The sequence below is a fragment of the Acidobacteriota bacterium genome (assembly GCA_020349885.1).
In the GTDB taxonomy this organism is placed as follows: domain Bacteria; phylum Acidobacteriota.
On sequence record CP070701.1, the window covers coordinates 97158 to 115019 of the forward strand.

Sequence of the window (17862 nt, forward strand, 5' to 3'; positions counted from 1 at the left end):
GCACCCGTGCAGGTCATCAACTACGGCGCGAGCAACCTGCGGAGCGTCGTGAACGCGCTCAGGCGTCTGGGCGCGGCGCACGAAGTGGTCGATGAAGGAAGCGCGCTCCGGCCCGACGCGAAGGTAATCTTGCCCGGCGTCGGGGCCGCCTCGTCGGCCATGGCGGCGCTTTCGGAGCGGGGCTTCGTCGAGCGCCTGCGCGGACACACGCGGCCCGTGCTCGGCATCTGCCTCGGCCTGCAGCTTCTTCTGGAGCGCTCCGAGGAAGACGGCGGCACCGCGTGCCTCGGCATAGTTTCGGGCGCGGTGCGGCGCTTCGGGAAAGGAGTCAAGACGCCGCACATCGGCTGGAACCAGGTGCGGTGGCGGAACACCGACCCCCTGTCTGAAGGAATCTCTCAAGACGCGAACTTCTATTTCGTGCATTCCTACGTGGCCCGGCCGCCTGAGGAAGTCTCACTCGGCGAGAGCGACTACGGCGGCCCCTTCTGCGTCGTCCTGCGCAGGGGCTGCGTATGGGGCGTGCAGTTTCACCCGGAGAAATCCGGCGCGCCCGGCTTCCGGCTGCTTCGGAACTTCATCGAGCGATGCTGATACTTCCGGCGATCGATCTTATAGACGGGCGCTGCGTGCGACTGCGCCAGGGCGATTTCGCGCAGGTGACCCGCTACGAGGAAGACCCCGCAAGCGTGGCGCGGCGGTTCGAGGCGGAGGGGGCCGACGGCGTCCACGTCGTGGACCTCGAGGGCGCCCGCACGGGCGGCCTCAAGGAGCTGGCCGCCGTCGGGCGCATCTCGCGCGCCGTCTCGATTCCCGTCGAGGTGGGGGGCGGCGTCCGCCGCCCTGAGGACGCCGAGGCGCTATTCAGCGCGGGCGCGGCCCGCGTCGTCGTCGGAACCACCGCCCTGCGCGAGCCGGAGCTGCTTGCGCAATTTCTGGCCCGGTTCGGGGCCTCCCGCGTCTGGTGCGCCGTGGACATGCGCGACGGCCGCCTGATGGCCTCGGGCTGGACGGAGAAAGAAGAATCATCTCCAGAGGCGTTCCTCGGAGCCTTGAAGGAGCGCGGCGTGGAAACGGCCATCCACACCGACGTCCGCCGCGACGGGATGCTCGAAGGCCCGAACGTCGAGAAATTCTCGCGGCTCCGCGAAGCCGGCCTAAACCTGGTGGCCTCGGGCGGGGTAACGAGCGTCGATCATGTGCTCTCCCTTCTCAAGGCCGGAGCGTTCGGCGTCATCGTCGGACGCGCACTTTACGAAAGCCGCCTGACGGTCGCCGAAATCGTGTCGGCCGTGCGCGGCGGCGAAAGGAAAAAACACTCATGCTAACGAAACGAATCGTGCCATGCCTAGATGTGAAAGACGGCCGCGTCGTCAAGGGAACGCGCTTTGTTAACCTGCGCGACGCGGGTGACCCCGTGGAGCTCGCCGCCCGCTACAACAAGGAAGGGGCCGACGAGCTTGTGTTCCTCGATATTTCCGCCTCCGTCGAAGAACGGCGCACCATGGTGGATGTGGCCGAGCGCGTCGCCGCCGAGGTGGGCGTCCCGTTCACCGTGGGCGGGGGCGTACGCACTCGCGACGACGCGCGCGACCTGCTCCACGCCGGAGCCGACCGCGTGAGCATCAACACGGCCGCAGTCGAGCGGCCCGAGCTCATCGACGAGTGCGTGGAGGCGTTCGGCGGCCAGTGCGTGGTCGCCGCGATCGACGCCAAGCGCGAGGGCGACGGCTGGCGCGTGTACGTTCGCGGGGGGCAGGAGCCCACGGAGCGGGACGTCGTCCGCTGGGCGGAGGAAGTCACGCGGCGCGGAGCCGGGGAAATTCTCCTCACCTCGATGGACCGCGACGGCACGCGCGAGGGCTTCGACCTGGAGCAGCTGCGCGCCGTCACGGGGGCGGTCTCCGTTCCCGTCGTCGCCTCGGGAGGCGCCGGCACTATGGAGCATTTCCTCGAGGCGTTCCGGGACGCGGGCGCGGACGCGGGCCTTGCGGCGGGCCTCTTTCATTACCGGGATATGACCATCGCCGATTTGAAGAGATACCTTGCCGAGCATGGTGTTCCCGTGCGCCCCACGTACGAAAAGGAGGCAACGTGAAAATCGACTGGAAGAAAGGAAACGGCCTCGTTCCCGCCGTCGTCCAGGACGCCGAGACGGACGCCGTCCTGATGCTCGGCTACATGAACCGCGAGGCGCTCACGAGGACGCGCCGCACGAAGCGCGTCCATTTCTACAGCCGCGCGCGCGGGCGCCTCTGGCGAAAGGGCGAGACTTCCGGAAACACGCTCCGGCTCGTGAGCGTCTCGCTCGACTGCGACGGAGACACGCTCCTCGTCCGCGCCGTGCCGACGGGGCCCGTGTGCCACAGGGAGACGCCCACCTGTTTTCCCGAGGCCGCGCCCTCACTCGGAGGGATGCTGGGAGAGGTCGGGCGGGTCGTGGCCGAAAGGGCCAGGAAGCGCCCGCGCGGCTCCTACACGACGGCGCTTTTCTCGAAGGGAATCTCTCGCATCGCGCAGAAGGTCGGCGAGGAGGCCCTGGAGACGGCGCTTGCGGCGCAGGGGCGCTCCAAGGCGCGCCTCGCGGAGGAGGCGGCCGACCTGCTCTACCACCTCCTCGTCCTTCTCGAGGCGTGCAAGGTGCCGCCGTCGCGGGTCGCGAAAGTACTCGCCAAGCGGCGCGGCAAGCCGGGCGGCAAAAAATAACGCATTTGCCGCGGAGGGCGTTTTTTACTAAAGGGAGCGGAAAATAGGTTGACGCCATCGCCTCGCGTTCGGAAGGTGCGGAAAGTGCAGAAGGTGCGTGACGTGCTGTCTGCACCTTCCGAATCTTCAGCACTCCGAGACCGGCGGCGCCGTCAACCTACAAGAGGCTTTCATTAATAACTGCGGGCTTTCTTGACGCTCCGTGCCGCGGCGGCTATTCTGGTTGGGAATATGGTTGGGAGGTAGTTCAATGGTAGAACGCCTGACTCTGGATCAGGAAGTTGCAGGTTCAAGTCCTGCCCTCCCAGCCAGTCGGCGGTTCTCCCCCTAATTCGGCGCGTCTTCCGAAATGGGGTTGAAAGTGCCTCCGCCGCCATGTAGAATACAGCGTATCTCCGCTCACCTGCGGTGAAACACAGTTTATGCCAACGTTGACGATTGACGGACGCTCCTATACGTTCGAGGACGGCCTGACCATTCTGCAGGCGTGCAAGAGCGTTGGCATCTGGATCCCGCACTTCTGCTACTACCCGAAGCTGAGCATTACGGGCAGTTGCCGCATGTGCCTCGTCGAAGTGGAAAAGGCGCCCACGCTTCAAATCTCGTGCTACACGCCCATCCGCGACGGCATGGTCGTGCATACGGCGAGCGAGCGCGTCAAGAAAGCGCGCAAGGGTATTCTGGAATTCCTCCTCATCAACCATCCGCTCGACTGCCCCATCTGCGACCAGGCGGGCGAGTGCCCCCTGCAGATGATCACGATGAAGTGGGGTCCCGACCGCTCGCGCTTCGAGGAGGAGAAGAAACATGCCGCGAAGCGCACCGAGATCGGCCCCCACATCATATACGACGCCGAGCGCTGCATCAAATGCACGCGCTGCGTCCGCTTTTGCGACGAGGTGACGCACACGGGTGAGCTGGGGCTGTTCGAGCGCGGCGACAGCGCCGTCATCGGCACGTTCAACGGAAAAAGCCTTTCGAACGACTACTCACTTTGCACCGTGGACATCTGCCCCGTCGGGGCGCTCACGAGCAGGGAGTTCCGTTTCAAGAACCGCGTCTGGTTCATGAAGGATACGAAGTCCGTCTGCCCGGAGTGCAGCCGCGGGTGCTCGACAACGCTCTGGACGAACATGAAGCACGAGGTGCAGCGCATGACGCCGCGCCGGAACGACAACGTCAACGACTCCTGGATGTGCGACGAGGGGCGACTTTCGTACATGAACTGGGACCCCGGCGCACGGCTGCGCCGCGCGGCCGTGCGGAACGGCGCTCCGGAGGAAATTACCGTTGACGCCGCGCTCGAACGCGCGGCGGAGGCCATCCGCGCGGCCGTGAAAGCGCACGGGCCCGGCTCGGTCGGCGCATGGGCCTCGGCGTTCGCCACGAACGAGGAGCTGTATTTGCTCGGCCAGCTTACCGACCGCGTCGAGGTGCTTCCCGCGCGCGACGGCCGCGGGGACGACATCCTCAAGCGCGCGGACAAATCGCCCAACCGGCGCGGCGCGCATGCCGTCTTGAAGTCCGCGAGCCTTGCGCAGGACATCGAGTCGGGCAAAGTCAAGGTGCTCGTGGCGATGAAGCCGCGCGGCACGGCGGAGCTTCCCGCGAACCCGAAGGCGCTTCAGAAGCTCGACGCGCTTATCGTGATCGATTCGGAAAAAAACCAACTCGCGGAAATGGCGACGCACACCTTGCCCGCGGCGATGTACGTCGAGGACGAAGGCACCTGGGTGAACGAGTTCGGGTGGGTGCAGCGATTTGAGGCGGCGCGCCCCGCCCCCGCCGACGCCTGTCCCGCGTGGCAGCTTCTTGCGCGCCTGCTGTGGCTTGCGCGGGACGCGAAATGGTCGTTCCAGTCCCCGGCGCAGGTCTTCGAGGCGCTCGCGCGCGAAAACGCCGCGTTTGCGGGTATGAGCTACGCCAAGCTCGGCGACGCGGGGCTGCGCCTTGCGGGCACGGAGGGGCCGTCCCGGTGAGCTTCGAACGGATTTGAGACGCTTTATGCCGAAAGTTAACGACCTGGATTTGAAAAACTGGAAGAAGCATGCGGACATCCTGACCGACAGTCTCTGGATTCTTCCGGAGCGGGATAAATCGGGAACTCACAAGGGAGACTATCACGGCAATTTCGTTCCCCAGATCCCGAATCAATTGATACGGCGCTTCACCCGGAAAGGGGATGTCGTGCTCGACACCTTTTTGGGGAGCGGGACCACCCTGATCGAATGCAAGCGCCTGGGGCGCAGCGGGATAGGGATCGAGCTGTCGCCGAAGATAGCGAACCTTGCTGCGCGGAGAGTTCGTCGAGAGCCTTTGTCCGATGCCAAGGCGTTTGCCCGCGTTCTGGTGGCGGACAGCGCGAAGAAGGAGAGCAGAAAGAAGGTCGAGAAAATTCTCGAATCGCACAAAAAAAAAGCGTGCAGCTCATCGTCATGCACCCTCCCTATCACAACATTATCAAGTTCAGCAAGAGAAAGGACGACCTGAGCAATGCACCGTCTACCGGCGATTTTCTCAAGCGTTTTGGGAGCGTGGTTTCCAATTTTATCGACCTGCTCGATCCCAAGCGTTATCTGGCCGTTGTGGTCGGAGATGCATACACACATTCCGAATGGGTGCCTTTGGGCTTTTATGTCATGCAGGAAGTATTGAGCAGAAAAGGCGTGATGTTGAAGAGCGTTTTGGTGAAAAATATGGAAAACAACAGGGCCAAGCGGAACCTGGAGCATCTGTGGCGCTACCGCGCTTTGGTCGGGGGATTTTACATCTTCAAGCATGAATACATCTTCCTGTTCAAAAAGAGGTAACGGCGGATGAGCGTGGTGAGCGTCCTCCTTGCCAATCCTTATTTTCTCGGCTTCGTGAAAGCCGTCGTCCTCCTCGGGTTCGTCCTGTTCGTGGTCGCGTATGTCACGCTCGCGGAGCGCAAGGTGAGCGCCTTCATCCAGCGCCGCCTCGGCCCGAACCGCGTGGGCCCCTGGGGGCTGTTGCAGCCCCTTGCCGACGGCGTCAAGTTCTTCTTCAAGGAGGACATCACGGTTCCCCACGCCGACAAGTTGCTCTACATACTCGCGCCCATGATTGTCTTTGTTCCCGCGTTCATTTCGCTCGCTGTGGTTCCCGTGGGCGGCACTCTGACCATCGCCGGGCAGGAGATTCGGCTCGAGGTGGCGGACGTCAACGTGGGCGTGCTCCTTATCTTCGCCATGTCGGCCATGGCCGTCTACGGCGTGTTTCTGGGAGGCTACGCCTCGAACAACAAGTATTCCCTCCTGGGCGGCCTGCGCTCGTCGGCGCAGATGATTTCCTACGAACTGCCGTTAGGCCTCGCCGCCGTGGGCGTCTTCATGGCCGCGGGCTCCTTTCGGCTGCGCGAGATCGTGGACGCGCAGGCGTGGGGCGTCTGGTATGTCGTTCCCCAGATCATAGGCTTTCTGGTGTTCATGGTTTCGGCCTTCGCCGAGACGAACCGCCTGCCCTTCGACCTGCCCGAAGCCGAACAGGAGCTCGTGGGCGGCTACCATACGGAATATTCCTCGATGAAGTTCGGCATGTTCTTCATGGGCGAGTACGCGCACATGATTACCGCTTCGTGCCTGATGGTGCTCTTCTACTTCGGCGGCTGGCACGTGCCCTTCGTGCAGATTGAGAATCCGCTCCTCCAATTGCTCGTCTTCGCCGCCAAGGTCGGCTTCTTCCTGTTCGTGTTTCTCTGGGTGCGCTGGACGTTGCCGCGCTTCCGCTACGACCAGCTCATGCGCCTCGGATGGAAGACTATGATCCCGCTCGCGCTTTTGAACTTGCTTGTCGTAGGCGTTTTGATTACGATGGGGTGGCTGTGAGCGAGAAAGGGGGCCCGTCGTGAGTGACTACAAAGTCGTGAAGCGGCCCGAGTGGCGCTCCTCCCTGGCGGACCGCATCTATCTCCTCGCCATCGTGAAGGGGATGTGGATTACGCTGAGGCACTTCTTCAGGCCCAAGTGGACGATGCAGTATCCGGAGGAGAGGTGGGTGGTGAGGGAGGGCTACCGCGGCTCGCCGGTGCTTGCGTGGAACCGGGAAACGGAGCGCGAGAAATGCGTCTCCTGCCTTCTCTGCATGTACGTCTGCCCCGCCGAGGCCATCTATATCGAGCCCGGGGAGTCCGAGGCGACGGACCCACTGGAGCGCCGCCCCGACATTTTTGACCTGGCCATGACGCGCTGCATCTACTGCGGCTTTTGCGAGGAGGTGTGCCCCAAGGAGGCCATCGTGATGAGCGACGAATACGAGCTGAGCGAATACGCCCGCGGCAGCCTCATCCGGGAGAAAGAGCGGCTGCTCGAGCTCGGCAAGGACTGGCAGGCGCGCGCCGGCAAATGGTGAACCGATGACCGTACTCTTCTGGATCCTCGCCTTCGTCGCCGTCTTCGCGGCCCTGAGCGTCGTTCTCCAGCCGAAGCCCATGACGAGCGCGCTCTTTCTGGTCGTCACGATGCTCGCGCTGGCGCTCCTGTTTTTGATGCTGCACGCCTATCTGCTCGCGGCGCTCCAGGTTATCGTCTACGCGGGCGCGGTGGTCGTCCTGTTCCTGTTCGTCATCATGACCCTTAATCTCCGGGCCGTCCAGGAGCGGTTCAGCCGCGCCTACGTCACCGTTGCGGTGGTTTTAGCCATTGCTTTTATCGTCGGCCTTTTCTACGTGTTCGGCTTTTTCTTCAGCCTGGCGGAGCACCACCGTCTTGCAGGCGTAAAGGGCCAGTTTGCCTCCGACCAGATGGCAAGTGCCTTGGGACTCCACATGCTCTCGAAAACCATGTTCACCGAATATCTTTACGCCTTCGAGCTGGTCGGCGTCTTACTTCTGGTCGCCATGGTGGGCGTCGTGGTCATGGCGAAGAGGGGGAAGCAATGATTGCAACGAAGTTCTACATCCTTCTCGGCGCGATGCTCTTCGCCATCGGCGCGGCGGGCGCCATGGTGCGCAAGAACGTCCTCGTCATCCTGATGTGCATCGAGATTATGCTCAACGGCGTCACCCTGACGCTTTTGGCGTACGCCGTCGAGAACGAGTCGGCGGTGGGGCAGATCGCCGCCTTCTTCGTCATGGCGGTGGCCGCGGCCGAGGCGGCCGTCGGGCTCGCGATCATCGTGGCCATCTTCCGGACGGCGCACGCGACCTCCGTGGACGAAATTCATCTCCTCAAGTGGTAGCCGGCTGGGTATGGACTCCTTTTTCATCCTGATTCCACTCCTTCCGCTCGCGGGCTTTCTCCTGAACGGCCTTGCCGGCAGGCGCCTGGGCGTGCGCTTAGCCGGAGTTCTCGGCTGCGCCACCGTCGGGGGGTCGTTCGTGTTTTCCTTTCTCGCGTTGCTCCGGCTGCTCGGGCTCTCCGAGGGCGAGCGGGTGCTCGCCGTTCCCGTTTACACGTGGATTGCAAGCGGCGACTTTTCGGCTTCCTTCGGGCTGCTCATAGACCAGCTTTCCGTCACCATGATGCTCGTCGTCTCGGGCGTCGGCTTCCTCATCCACGTTTATTCCGTGGGCTACATGCACGGGGACCCCGGGTACACCCGCTACTTCGCCTACCTGAATCTCTTCACGTTCGCCATGCTCGTCCTCGTGATGGCCGACAATTTGCTTTTGATGTTCGTCGGATGGGAGGGCGTGGGGCTCTGCTCCTATCTCTTGATCGGGTTCTGGTACAAGGAGGATGAGCCGCCGCGCGCGGGCATGAAGGCGTTCATCGTCAACCGCATCGGCGACTTTGGCTTCGCGCTCGGGATGTTTCTCCTGTTCACCGCGTTCGGGACGGTCGCCTTCGAGCCGCTTCGGGAAAGAGTCTTGCATGCCTTGCATGCCGAGGCGCCGCAGCTTCTTCTCTGGAGCACGCCGTACTGCGCCTACACCGTGCTTACGGCGGCGGCGCTTTTGTTGTTCGTCGGCGCGGTCGGCAAGTCGGCGCAAATCCCGCTCTACGTGTGGCTTCCCGACGCCATGGCGGGCCCGACGCCCGTCTCGGCGCTAATCCACGCGGCCACGATGGTCACGGCGGGCGTCTACATGGTGTCGCGGATGGGGTTTCTCTACGAGGAATCGCCCTGCGCGATGGGCGTCGTGGCCTCGGTGGGCGCGGTGACGGCCTTGTTCGCCGCGACGATGGCGCTCGTCCAGGAAGACATCAAGAAGGTGCTCGCCTACTCGACGATCAGCCAGCTCGGCTACATGTTCCTTGCCTGCGGCGCGGGCGCCTTCGCGGTGGGTATTTTCCACCTCGTGACGCACGCCTTCTTCAAGGCGCTTCTCTTCCTCGCGGCGGGGAGCGTCATCCACGCCATGTCGGGCGAGCAGAACATTTTCAAGATGGGCGGCCTCCGCTCCCGCATGCCCGCGACGCACTGGACCTTTCTCGCGGGCGCCCTGGCCATAGCGGGCGTTCCGCCTCTTGCGGGCTTTTTCAGCAAGGACGGCATCCTCGCGCGCGCCTACGAGCAGAGCGGCGCGGCGCTCTGGCTCCTGGGGGCGGTCACGGCGGCGATGACCGCATTCTACATGTTCCGCCTCTACTTCCTCGTCTTTGCGGGAGAGAGCCGCGTCGAGAGCGAGAAGGCGGCGCATCTCCATGAATCGCCCTGGGTGATGACCGTGCCTTTGATGATTCTTGCGGCGCTCTCCGTCGTGGGCGGCTGGATGGGCATTCCCCATCTTCTGGGAGGGCACGACCGCTTCGGCGAGTGGCTCCACGAGTGGGGCGGCGCGCACGAGACGCTCCTTTCGCACGGCACGGAGTGGGTGCTCATGGCGGTGTCCGTCGCCGCGGCGGCCATAGGAATCTTTATCGCCTGGCGCCTCGCCCTCGCTTCGCCCGGTGCCGCCGCGCGCCTTGCCGAGGGCTCCGGCCCCGTGTATCGGGTTCTCTTTCACAAGTATTACATCGACGAGATTTACGACGCCGCGGTCGTCCGTCCCTTTGTGCGCCTCTCGGAAAAGTGCTGGAAGGGCGTGGACGAGTTCTTCGTGGACGGCACGCTCGTCGGGACGGGAACCGTCGCCGAGTGGCTCGGCTACGCGCTCGCCCTGCTGCAGACGGGCGCCGTGCGGCATTACCTTCTTGGAATTTTCCTGGGAGCGCTGTTTCTGATGACGATGCTTACGGGCGTCGGCCCCGTGTTCGACTGGTACGTCCAGGGCGCGCAGATACTTTTCACCAGGGCGTTGGGCACGATTTCGGGGGGAGGGTAAGGCGTGATGGGTATTTCCTGGCTGATTTTCCTTCCCGTCGCCGCGGCGGTTGTGCTCCTATTCGTGCCGCGCTCGTGGTCCCGCGTCCTGTGGGGCGCGGCGCTCCTAGCGACGCTCATCGTGCTCGCCCTGGCGATTGTCCTCTACGTCCGCTTCGATGCGGACGACGCGGGCCTCCAGTTCGTCGAGCACGCCTTGTGGATTCCGCAATTCGGCGTCGCCTACCATGTCGGCCTCGACGGCCTGAGCCTCCTCCTCGTGATGCTCACGGCGCTTCTGGGCCCCGTCGTGGTGCTTGCCTCGTGGGGCACGATAAAAAAGCACGAGAAGGAATTCGTCCTCTCGCTCCTCGTGCTCCAGGGCGCCATGATGGGGGTCTTCACCGCCTGGGACCTTTTTCTTTTCTACGTGTTCTGGGAGGCCGTGCTCATCCCCATGTACTTCCTCATCGGCGTCTGGGGAAGCTCCCGGAGAATCTACGCCACCATAAAGTTTTTCATCTTCACCATGGCCGGAAGCCTTCTCATGCTCGTCGCCATCATCAGTCTTTATCTCCAGTGCGGGTCGTTTGATTTCGACCACATTTTTTCCAGCCTTCCCGAAGCGGCGCTTCCGCTCCGGAACCAGCTTTGGCTTTTTGCGGCGTTCTTCCTGGCGTTCGCCATCAAGGTGCCGCTCTTCCCGCTGCACACGTGGCTTCCCGACGCGCACACGGAGGCCCCGATGGCCGGGAGCGTCATCCTTGCGGGCGTACTCCTCAAGATGGGCACCTACGGCATCGCGCGCCTCGCGCTGCCGCTTTTCCCCCACGCGGCGCAGGTGCTCTTCCCGCTCATCGCGGCGCTTTCCATCGTGGGCATCATCTACGGCGCGATGGTCGCCATGGTGCAGACGGACATCAAGCGCCTCGTCGCCTACTCGAGCGTGAGCCACCTCGGGTTCGTCGTGCTCGGCCTCATTGCGCTCAACGCCCAGGGCCTCGAGGGCGGCTTCTTGCAGATGGTCAACCACGGCCTCTCCACGGGGGCGCTCTTTATGGTGGTGGGCTTCCTCTACCAGCGCACGCACTCGCGCCTCATCGCCGACCACGGCGGGCTCGCGTCCACGATGCCCGTGTTCAGCGTCATCTTCGGCATCGTGATGCTGAGCTCCATCGGGCTTCCGGGGCTCAACGGGTTCGTGGGGGAATTTCTCATCCTGCTCGGGGCTTTCCGCCATAATCCCTGGTGGGGGGCGCTCGCTGCGACGGGCATGGTGCTCTCCGCCTGCTACATGCTGTGGGTCTATAAGCGCGTCGTATGGGGCGTGCCCCGGGGCAAGGCCGTCGAGGTTTCCGATTTGACGGCGCGGGAGATCGTTTCGTTCCTGCCGATTGTGGTCTTTATCGTTTGGATCGGTGTTTTTCCCGGAACGTTTCTCTCAAAGATTCGCGCCTCGAGCCACGCCTATCTTTCGCGCATCGAGATGGCGCTTCAGGATTCCGAAAGTAACGAAGCTGCGGTGACCGCTTCGGCGGCGCCGCATTGGGAGCCCAAGAAGGAGGAATAAGTGGACTTCGGCGTCACCCGCGAAACGTTTGGCGCGCTTTCTCCGCTCTTGGTGCTCGTCGGGGGCGGCATCTTGGTGCTTCTGGCGGGGGCGTTCGCGTCGCTTTCGAGCCGCGCGCTCGCGGCCCTGACGCTCGTGGTGCAGGGCGGCGCTGTAATTTCCGTCTTGTTTTACGCTCCGAGGTTCTACGGCGACTACCTTCGCGGCGCGTTTTTACTCGATCCTTACGGCTGTTTCGGAGCGCTCCTCCGTCTTGCCGTGGCGGCCGCCACGACGGTTCTCTCCGTCCGCACCGTCGAAGATCTTTCCATGAAGGCGGAGTATTTTTCCCTGCTTCTTTTCGCCGCGGCGGGGGGCACGGCCATGCTCTGGACGCGCGATCTGCTCATCATCTTCCTGGGGCTCGAAACGCTCACCATCGCCTCGTTCATCCTTGCGGGCTATTTTCGCGCCGACCGCGCGTCCACGGAAGGCTCCTTGAAGTTTTTCCTCAACGGCGCGTTCGCGGCGGCGCTTCTGCTGTACGGCATCGCGCTTCTTTTCGGCGCGACGGGCTCGACGCGCATTCCCGAGATCGCCAAGCTCCTTCCCGCGGCCCAGTCCCCGCAGTGGCTTTTGCTCTGGCTAGGCGGGACGTTCGTCGTAGTGGGGCTTCTCTTCAAGATGGCCGTCGTGCCCTTCCACGCCTGGAGCCCCGACGTGTATCAGGGTGCGCCCACGCCGGTGGCGGGGTTCCTGTCGGTCGGCTCGAAGGCGGCGGCGGCGCTCGTCCTGCTCCGGTTTTTGACGGAGACGTTTCCCGAAGGCGACCGCTGGCACACGCCGCTCTGGATTCTCGCCGTGGCCACGATGCTCTACGGCAACCTGTGCGCCATTCCCCAGATGCAGCTCAAGCGCATGCTCGCCTATTCCTCCATCGCGCACGCGGGCTATCTTCTCGTGGGCATTCTGGCGCTCGGCGAGTTGACGCGAGAGGCCGTGCTCGTCTATACGGTCGCGTACGGCTTCATGAACCTAGGCGCGTTTGCGGCGGTGCTCGCGTTCGAGCGCGTGCAGCCGGGAGGCATCCGCGACGCCTCGCTGGAGAACCTTCGCGGCGCGGGCTACCGCGCGCCCTTCCTGGGCGCGGTGCTTGCGCTCTTCATGTTCTCGCTCGCCGGGATTCCCCCCACCGTGGGGTTCGTCGCGAAGTACTATCTGTTCGCCGCCGCGCTCAAGGAGGGCTTCGTCGGGCTCGTGGTGCTCGCCGTCGTGGCGACCGCCGTCTCGCTCTACTTCTACCTGCGCGTCGTCGTCTATCTCTACATGCACGAGCCCGAAGGCGGAGAGGAGGCCCCCTCCCTCGCGCCGGGCCTCGCCGTGACGCTCGGCGTCTGTGCGCTCGGGACGCTCGCGTTCGGGGTTTTCCCCTCGCGTCTCCTCGAGTGGGCCGCCTGGGCCGTGTGGGGGTAGAGCTCACCGCCAGAACGTCGGGAACCAACCGTCAGCCCTGACCCATGCCGGGTTGGCGTCTTGGCGGTTGATAGAAAGGCTTGATTTCGGGAAGAGGGGAGGGGTAAAACTCTATACATGAGAAAAGCCTGCGCGTTGTTTCTCTGCCTTGCGGATTTGGTGGCGCGATGAGCGGAAGAAAACTGCTGGCCGCCGTGCTTATCCTGGCGCTTTTTCCGCTTCCGTGCCTTGCCGCTGGAAAGGGCGTCTACGAAGCGGTCGAGCTGAAGGAACGGGAAAAGTCGCTCATCGAGACGGTGAACGAATACGAGAATCTGTTCGTCCGCCGGGGATACCGGTACGACACGGACGAACTGAACGCGCTCATCCGCGGCATCGCTGAGCGCCTCGCCCCCGAGCCGACCGACCCGTACATCGACTACCGCTTCTACGTCTTCCGCAACCCCATACCCAACGCGTTCGCCCTCCCCGACGGGCAGGTTTACCTGCACACGGGGATGCTCGCCGTTCTGGAGAACGAGGCGCAGCTCGCCGGGCTTCTCGCCCACGAGATCAACCACTCGGCCGGCCACCACAGCGTCCTCTCGTTCCGGTCGGCGCGGAAGAAAGTCATCACCAGCATGGTGCTGGGCCCCCTCACGCTCGGATTGAGCGACATCTTTCTGATTCTTTCGATGCTGGGCTACAGCCGCGATTTGGAAGAGGAGGCGGACCGGCGGGGATTCGAGCAGGCGCTCGACCTCGGCTACGACGTCCGCGAGATGGCCCGGTTCTTCGAGATTCTGAACCGCGATCCCGAAGGAGAGCGCATCCGTGTAAAGACCAAGTGGAGCACCCACCCGCAGCTTCAGGACCGGGCGGACTACATCCGCGGGATGGTTGCCGAGCGGGAGGAGGGAGTCAATTTCGGCGAGCTCAAGGTCGAGGCGAAAAGTTACCGGAGCGTTACGCGCGAAGTCGCGCTCCTTACGGTCGAGGACCTCGCCCGCGCGGACTATCCCCGCTCCGCCTTGTACCTGGCCAAAAGGCTCGTCGAGGAGGACGACACGGAGGCCGAGGCGCACTTCCTCCTGGGCGAGGCCCTGCGCGCCTTGGGGGGCCGGGGGGAAATTTCTTTGCAGGAGGAGCCGACCAAGAAGGAGAAGAGAAAGACCCGGATAGAGCGGGTCGTGCTCACGCGAGGGGAGCGGGAAGAAAAAAGGCTGGAAACGGAGGAAGGGCGGGAAAACCTTCGCCGGAACCTCGACGCCGCGCAGAGTGCCTATCGGCGTGCTCTCGAGCTCGACGCGTCTCTCGCGGAAGCCCATCGCGGGCTGGGGTTCGCGCTGGAAGGGCTGGGCTTGTACAAGGAAGCCGGAAAGGAATTGGTGAAATACCTTCGGGCCCGGCCCGAGGCGCTGGACAAGGAGATTGTCATGGAGCGTTTGAAGTCGATTACAGAAAATCTCAAGAAAGAAGGAGAAGAAGAAAATGCAAGTCCATAAGGAGAAGCGCCGGATTCACGCTCATCTTTTTGTGTGGATGATAGCCCTCGTCGTGGCCCCTTCGGTAAGCGCCAAGGGATACATGACGAACGGGTTCCGGACGAAGGAAACCCGCCCCCTGACCCTGGTGCTGCTCCCCCCTCACGCCGAGTTCATCAAGGCCAAGGCGGTGATGACGGAGGAAATGGTCAAGGAATGCCGGGCGCTCGAGGACGCCGCAGCCTCGTGGATTACGACAAGGCTCGGCGAGAAGGCATACACCGTGCAGGCACTTTCGGCCGAAGAGATAGTGAAGAATCCCGAGCTGAGCGGTCTTGTGAAAAGGGTCAATGACCGCTACGGCGAGGAGTGGTCAAAACTTGTCCGAAGACCAAGGAAGCTTAGGCAGGGACGCTACAACATCGGGGACGACACCCGAAAGCTCTGCTCGGTGCTCGAAGTGGATGGGCTCCTTATCGCTCGGGTGCAGGCCGTCGGTGTGACGGCGGGCAGGAGATTTTTATCGGGAGGTATAAATGCGCTTCTCAGCCCGAGCGGTTACGGACGCATGGACGTGAGTGTCGTCAACGGGAAGACTGGAGCCGTGGATGCGTATTTCTTTTTCGCGGAATATACCTCTATTAAAAGCCTAACCAAGAAGCAGGACAAATTCATGAAGGGCACATCAAAAGGGTGCTTCCGCCGCTACCCGGCCGCAGCGGAAGTCCTTAAGGCAAGAGGGCGTGATGATGAAGCGGAAGAGGAGGAAGACGAAGGCGAGGAGGACATTATAGGGGAGTTCGAGGCGCTGCTTGGCGAGGATGAGGAAGGTGAAGAGGAGCAGGAGCAAGAAGCAGAGGAAGAGCCTTCAGCCGTGGAGGACGCCGAGGGCGAGTCGGAGGAAAGCCAATCGGAGGAAGCGCAGGAATAGGAAAAAAGCCAGCCTCCACCCATAGGGCCAAAATTTCTTGGCGTCTTGGCGGTGGGTATAGAGGCTTGATATCGGGCAGAATAAAGGAGCCTGTGAAACGCCTTCGGGCCCGGCCCGAAGCGCCGGACAAGGAAATTATCAAGGAACGCTTGAAGTCGATTACAAAAAACCTCAAGAAAGAAGGAGCAGCAGCAGATGCAAGCCCGTAAGGAGAGGCAATGGATTCGAGTCCACCTTTTTGTATGGATGATAGCCCTCGTCGTGGCTCCTTCGGTAAGCGCCAAGACTGAACCGAGCGGCCCGTTTAAGTCCGACTGTACAGGTTTTTGGGCCGACCCCGACGACACGACGCGCCTGCTTTGGTACCTGACGCCCGAATTCCGACGTGGCCTTAGCGAAGAATCTTTCCTTATGACTTTGGCGCTGCTTCCCCCTCACGCCGAGTTCATCAAGACCAAGGCGGTGATGAAGGAACAATTGGTCGAGGAGTGCGAGGCGCTCGAGGACGCCGCGGCCTCGTGGATTGCGGAAAGGCTCGGCGGTAAGGGATACACGGTCCGGGCGCTTACGGTGGAGGAGCTGGAAAAGAATCCCGTGCTGCTGGAGCTGGTAAGAAAAGTCAACGACCGCTACGGCGAAGAGTGGCAAAAAATTATCCAAAGGCCCGGGATGATAGAGTACGGACGCTACAGCATGGGGGACGACGTCCGAAAGCTCTGCTCGCTGCTCGACGTTGAGGGGCTCGTTATTGCTCGAATCCATGCCTTCGTCACTACTCTTGGCAGGGGCTTTATGGAAGAACTCCTCAACAGAGAGAATAGTGAGGAGTACGTAAGCATGGATGTGAGCGTCGTCAACGGAAAAACGGGAACCGTGGAGGCCTATTTTTACCACGCGCGAAGCTCCTATTTTCGTGAGCTGACCAGAAAGCCTAACAAGGTGATGAAGGTTGTGTCGGAGAAAACTCTTTGCAGGTACCCGGATGTCGCGGAAATCCTCGCGCGCCGTGAAAGAAAGGGGGTCAATCTCCCGGGTGAAGAGGAAGGCAGAGACGAGGAGGACAGTGTGGGAGAGTTCGAGGCACTGCTTGGCGAGGATGAGGAAGAAGAGCCCTCGGCCGTGGAGGACACCGAAAGTGCGTCGGAGGAAAGCCAGTCGGAGGAAGGGCAAGAGTCGGACACCGCGCAAGACACGGGAGAATGAGCCGTCTGTGTTGTTTCCCGTGGTGATGGATGGCAGAATAGATCAATTAGACAAAACCGGCCAATACGTCTGGAAGCCGACGGAATAAAGAAAACCTCACGAAAGGAGAACGCCGATGACGAGAACCGCCAATCCGGCGCTTAATGCCAACACCTTCGCGGGCTTCGCGCGCGTCGCCGACGAGGCGACGGCCATGACCATCCAGGGGACGGTCAACAAGACGTTCGTCCTCCTCCTTCTGGTGCTGATTCCCGCGGCCTGGGTATGGAAGCAATTCTTTGCTTCTGAGGCCTCCGCTGCCGTCGGCGCCGTGATGCCGTGGACCATCGGCGGCGCCGTCGCGGGGCTGGTTTTCGGCGTGATCACGGCCTTCAAGCAAAAGTGGGCGCCAGTGACGGCCCCCGTCTACGCCGTGGCGGAAGGCCTCTTTCTGGGAGGAATTTCCTCGATCTTCGAGGCCCAGTTCCCGGGCATCGTCATCCAGGCCGTGGGCCTCACGCTCGGCACGCTCGTCGGCCTTCTTTTCGCCTACAAGTCGGGGCTCATCAAGGCGACGGAGAACTTCAAGCTGGGCGTCGCGGCGGCCACGGGCGGAATTTTCCTGATCTACATGGCCAGCCTCGTGCTGGGGTTTTTCGGCGTGGGGATTCCGTTCATCCACGAAAGCGGCCTCATCGGCATCGGCTTCAGCCTCTTCGTCGTCGTGATTGCGGCGCTGAACCTCGTGCTCGACTTCGACTTTATCGAGCACGGCGCCGAATCGGGCGCGCCGAAGTACATGGAGTGGTACGCCGCGTTCGGGCTGATGGTGACGCTCATCTGGCTGTACCTGGAGATGCTCCGGCTCCTCGCAAAGCTGCGGAGCCAGCGATAGGCGCGGCGGGGGGAAGGAGGGGGTGCTTCCCGCCAAGCGCCGCCGGCTCAGGATCGGTAATTTTTTTAGAATTTTAACTTGACAAAACTGGCACGGGATGTGCTACACTGAGAGGTTGACGGACATGGAAGAACCTTTTGGGGGTTCAGGAAGAAGGGTGTGCCCCCAGCAAGGTGCTTTTTTCGTAATTTTACTGGACAGGCGAGCCATCTTGCGACCGGACGGGTGCCCACGTAGCTCAGGCGGTAGAGCACTTCCTTGGTAAGGAAGAGGTCACCAGTTCAAGTCTGGTCGTGGGCTCCATAGAAAACCTCGGAAGCTGTATGGGAGGTTAAAGGAATCCTATGGCGAAGGCGAAGTTTGAGCGGACGAAGCCGCACATCAACATTGGTACGATCGGGCACGTGGACCACGGGAAGACGACGCTTACGTCGGCGATAACGATGGTGCTAAAGGAGAA

19 protein-coding genes and 2 tRNA genes are annotated in these 17862 nt (G+C 62.4%); all 21 read left to right on the forward strand.

The annotated features are described in order from the left end of the window. Positions 1–6 precede the first annotated feature (6 nt). A complete protein-coding gene (gene hisH, locus JSV08_00480) occupies positions 7–594 on the forward strand; it encodes an imidazole glycerol phosphate synthase subunit HisH (GenBank protein UCF81802.1) in 588 nt (195 codons plus the stop codon). Further along, positions 588–1328 (forward strand): 1-(5-phosphoribosyl)-5-[(5-phosphoribosylamino)methylideneamino]imidazole-4-carboxamide isomerase, encoded by a 741-nt coding sequence (gene hisA, locus JSV08_00485; GenBank protein ID UCF80937.1) that lies wholly within the window; start codon positions 588–590, stop codon positions 1326–1328. The genes hisH and hisA overlap by 7 nt, the downstream gene beginning before the upstream one ends. Beyond that, positions 1322–2098: an imidazole glycerol phosphate synthase subunit HisF gene (gene hisF / locus JSV08_00490; protein UCF80938.1), complete on the forward strand. Its 777-nt coding sequence runs from the start codon at positions 1322–1324 to the stop codon at positions 2096–2098. Before hisA ends, hisF begins: the two co-directional genes overlap by 7 nt. Next, positions 2095–2706 (forward strand): bifunctional phosphoribosyl-AMP cyclohydrolase/phosphoribosyl-ATP diphosphatase HisIE, encoded by a 612-nt coding sequence (locus JSV08_00495; GenBank protein UCF80939.1) that lies wholly within the window; start codon positions 2095–2097, stop codon positions 2704–2706. Before hisF ends, JSV08_00495 begins: the two co-directional genes overlap by 4 nt. 236 nt (positions 2707–2942) lie before the next feature. Further along, a tRNA-Gln gene (locus JSV08_00500) sits at positions 2943–3017 on the forward strand. A 111-nt stretch (positions 3018–3128) separates the two neighbouring features. After that, positions 3129–4685, forward strand: coding sequence for a (2Fe-2S)-binding protein (locus JSV08_00505; protein UCF80940.1), 1557 nt, complete (start codon positions 3129–3131; stop codon positions 4683–4685). A 25-nt stretch (positions 4686–4710) separates the two neighbouring features. Next, positions 4711–5196 carry a site-specific DNA-methyltransferase gene (locus JSV08_00510; GenBank protein UCF80941.1) on the forward strand — a complete coding sequence of 162 codons (486 nt, stop codon included), beginning with the start codon at positions 4711–4713 and terminating at the stop codon, positions 5194–5196. Continuing rightward, a complete protein-coding gene (locus tag JSV08_00515) occupies positions 5127–5516 on the forward strand; it encodes a hypothetical protein (GenBank protein ID UCF80942.1) in 390 nt (129 codons plus the stop codon). Before JSV08_00510 ends, JSV08_00515 begins: the two co-directional genes overlap by 70 nt. A gap of 6 nt (positions 5517–5522) precedes the next feature. Next, the gene (nuoH, locus tag JSV08_00520; GenBank protein ID UCF80943.1) at positions 5523–6551 is read left to right on the forward strand and encodes an NADH-quinone oxidoreductase subunit NuoH; all 1029 of its coding nucleotides are present in this window, start codon (positions 5523–5525) and stop codon (positions 6549–6551) included. Between the two features lie 103 nt (positions 6552–6654). Next, positions 6655–7074 (forward strand): NADH-quinone oxidoreductase subunit I, encoded by a 420-nt coding sequence (locus JSV08_00525; protein ID UCF81803.1) that lies wholly within the window; start codon positions 6655–6657, stop codon positions 7072–7074. A gap of 4 nt (positions 7075–7078) precedes the next feature. Further along, positions 7079–7603 carry an NADH-quinone oxidoreductase subunit J gene (locus JSV08_00530; GenBank protein UCF80944.1) on the forward strand — a complete coding sequence of 175 codons (525 nt, stop codon included), beginning with the start codon at positions 7079–7081 and terminating at the stop codon, positions 7601–7603. After that, positions 7600–7902 (forward strand): NADH-quinone oxidoreductase subunit NuoK, encoded by a 303-nt coding sequence (gene nuoK / locus JSV08_00535; protein ID UCF80945.1) that lies wholly within the window; start codon positions 7600–7602, stop codon positions 7900–7902. The genes JSV08_00530 and nuoK overlap by 4 nt, the downstream gene beginning before the upstream one ends. A 10-nt stretch (positions 7903–7912) precedes the next feature. After that, positions 7913–9931, forward strand: a complete 2019-nt coding sequence (gene nuoL / locus JSV08_00540) for an NADH-quinone oxidoreductase subunit L (protein ID UCF80946.1) — start codon at positions 7913–7915, stop codon at positions 9929–9931. Between the two features lie 3 nt (positions 9932–9934). Then, positions 9935–11479 carry an NADH-quinone oxidoreductase subunit M gene (locus JSV08_00545; protein ID UCF80947.1) on the forward strand — a complete coding sequence of 515 codons (1545 nt, stop codon included), beginning with the start codon at positions 9935–9937 and terminating at the stop codon, positions 11477–11479. Continuing rightward, a complete protein-coding gene (locus JSV08_00550; GenBank protein ID UCF80948.1) occupies positions 11480–12931 on the forward strand; it encodes an NADH-quinone oxidoreductase subunit N in 1452 nt (483 codons plus the stop codon). 167 nt (positions 12932–13098) lie between these two features. After that, a complete protein-coding gene (locus JSV08_00555; protein ID UCF80949.1) occupies positions 13099–14415 on the forward strand; it encodes a M48 family metalloprotease in 1317 nt (438 codons plus the stop codon). Further along, positions 14402–15325 carry a hypothetical protein gene (locus JSV08_00560; GenBank protein UCF80950.1) on the forward strand — a complete coding sequence of 308 codons (924 nt, stop codon included), beginning with the start codon at positions 14402–14404 and terminating at the stop codon, positions 15323–15325. The genes JSV08_00555 and JSV08_00560 overlap by 14 nt, the downstream gene beginning before the upstream one ends. 195 nt (positions 15326–15520) lie before the next feature. After that, positions 15521–16528: a hypothetical protein gene (locus tag JSV08_00565; protein UCF80951.1), complete on the forward strand. Its 1008-nt coding sequence runs from the start codon at positions 15521–15523 to the stop codon at positions 16526–16528. A 115-nt stretch (positions 16529–16643) separates the two neighbouring features. Beyond that, complete coding sequence (locus JSV08_00570) at positions 16644–17402, forward strand: Bax inhibitor-1/YccA family protein (protein ID UCF80952.1); 759 nt, start codon at positions 16644–16646, stop codon at positions 17400–17402. Between the two features lie 227 nt (positions 17403–17629). Next, a tRNA-Thr gene (locus tag JSV08_00575) sits at positions 17630–17705 on the forward strand. A gap of 41 nt (positions 17706–17746) precedes the next feature. Next, positions 17747–17862 (forward strand): hypothetical protein (locus JSV08_00580; protein ID UCF81804.1); only part of this gene is annotated, 116 nt, incomplete at its 3' end.

What these genes read in the sequence shown, in the direction of transcription:
- hisA (UCF80937.1), top strand. Translation starts at nt 588, where the DNA reads ATGCTGATACTTCCGGCGATCGATCTTATAGACGGGCGCTGCGTGCGA.
- hisF (UCF80938.1), top strand. Translation starts at nt 1,322, where the DNA reads ATGCTAACGAAACGAATCGTGCCATGCCTAGATGTGAAAGACGGCCGC.
- JSV08_00505 (UCF80940.1), top strand. Translation starts at nt 3,129, where the DNA reads ATGCCAACGTTGACGATTGACGGACGCTCCTATACGTTCGAGGACGGC.
- JSV08_00510 (UCF80941.1), top strand. Translation starts at nt 4,711, where the DNA reads ATGCCGAAAGTTAACGACCTGGATTTGAAAAACTGGAAGAAGCATGCG.
- nuoH (UCF80943.1), top strand. Translation starts at nt 5,523, where the DNA reads ATGAGCGTGGTGAGCGTCCTCCTTGCCAATCCTTATTTTCTCGGCTTC.
- JSV08_00525 (UCF81803.1), top strand. Translation starts at nt 6,655, where the DNA reads ATGTGGATTACGCTGAGGCACTTCTTCAGGCCCAAGTGGACGATGCAG.
- JSV08_00530 (UCF80944.1), top strand. Translation starts at nt 7,079, where the DNA reads ATGACCGTACTCTTCTGGATCCTCGCCTTCGTCGCCGTCTTCGCGGCC.
- nuoK (UCF80945.1), top strand. Translation starts at nt 7,600, where the DNA reads ATGATTGCAACGAAGTTCTACATCCTTCTCGGCGCGATGCTCTTCGCC.
- nuoL (UCF80946.1), top strand. Translation starts at nt 7,913, where the DNA reads ATGGACTCCTTTTTCATCCTGATTCCACTCCTTCCGCTCGCGGGCTTT.
- JSV08_00555 (UCF80949.1), top strand. Translation starts at nt 13,099, where the DNA reads ATGAGCGGAAGAAAACTGCTGGCCGCCGTGCTTATCCTGGCGCTTTTT.
- JSV08_00560 (UCF80950.1), top strand. Translation starts at nt 14,402, where the DNA reads ATGCAAGTCCATAAGGAGAAGCGCCGGATTCACGCTCATCTTTTTGTG.
- JSV08_00565 (UCF80951.1), top strand. Translation starts at nt 15,521, where the DNA reads ATGCAAGCCCGTAAGGAGAGGCAATGGATTCGAGTCCACCTTTTTGTA.
- JSV08_00570 (UCF80952.1), top strand. Translation starts at nt 16,644, where the DNA reads ATGACGAGAACCGCCAATCCGGCGCTTAATGCCAACACCTTCGCGGGC.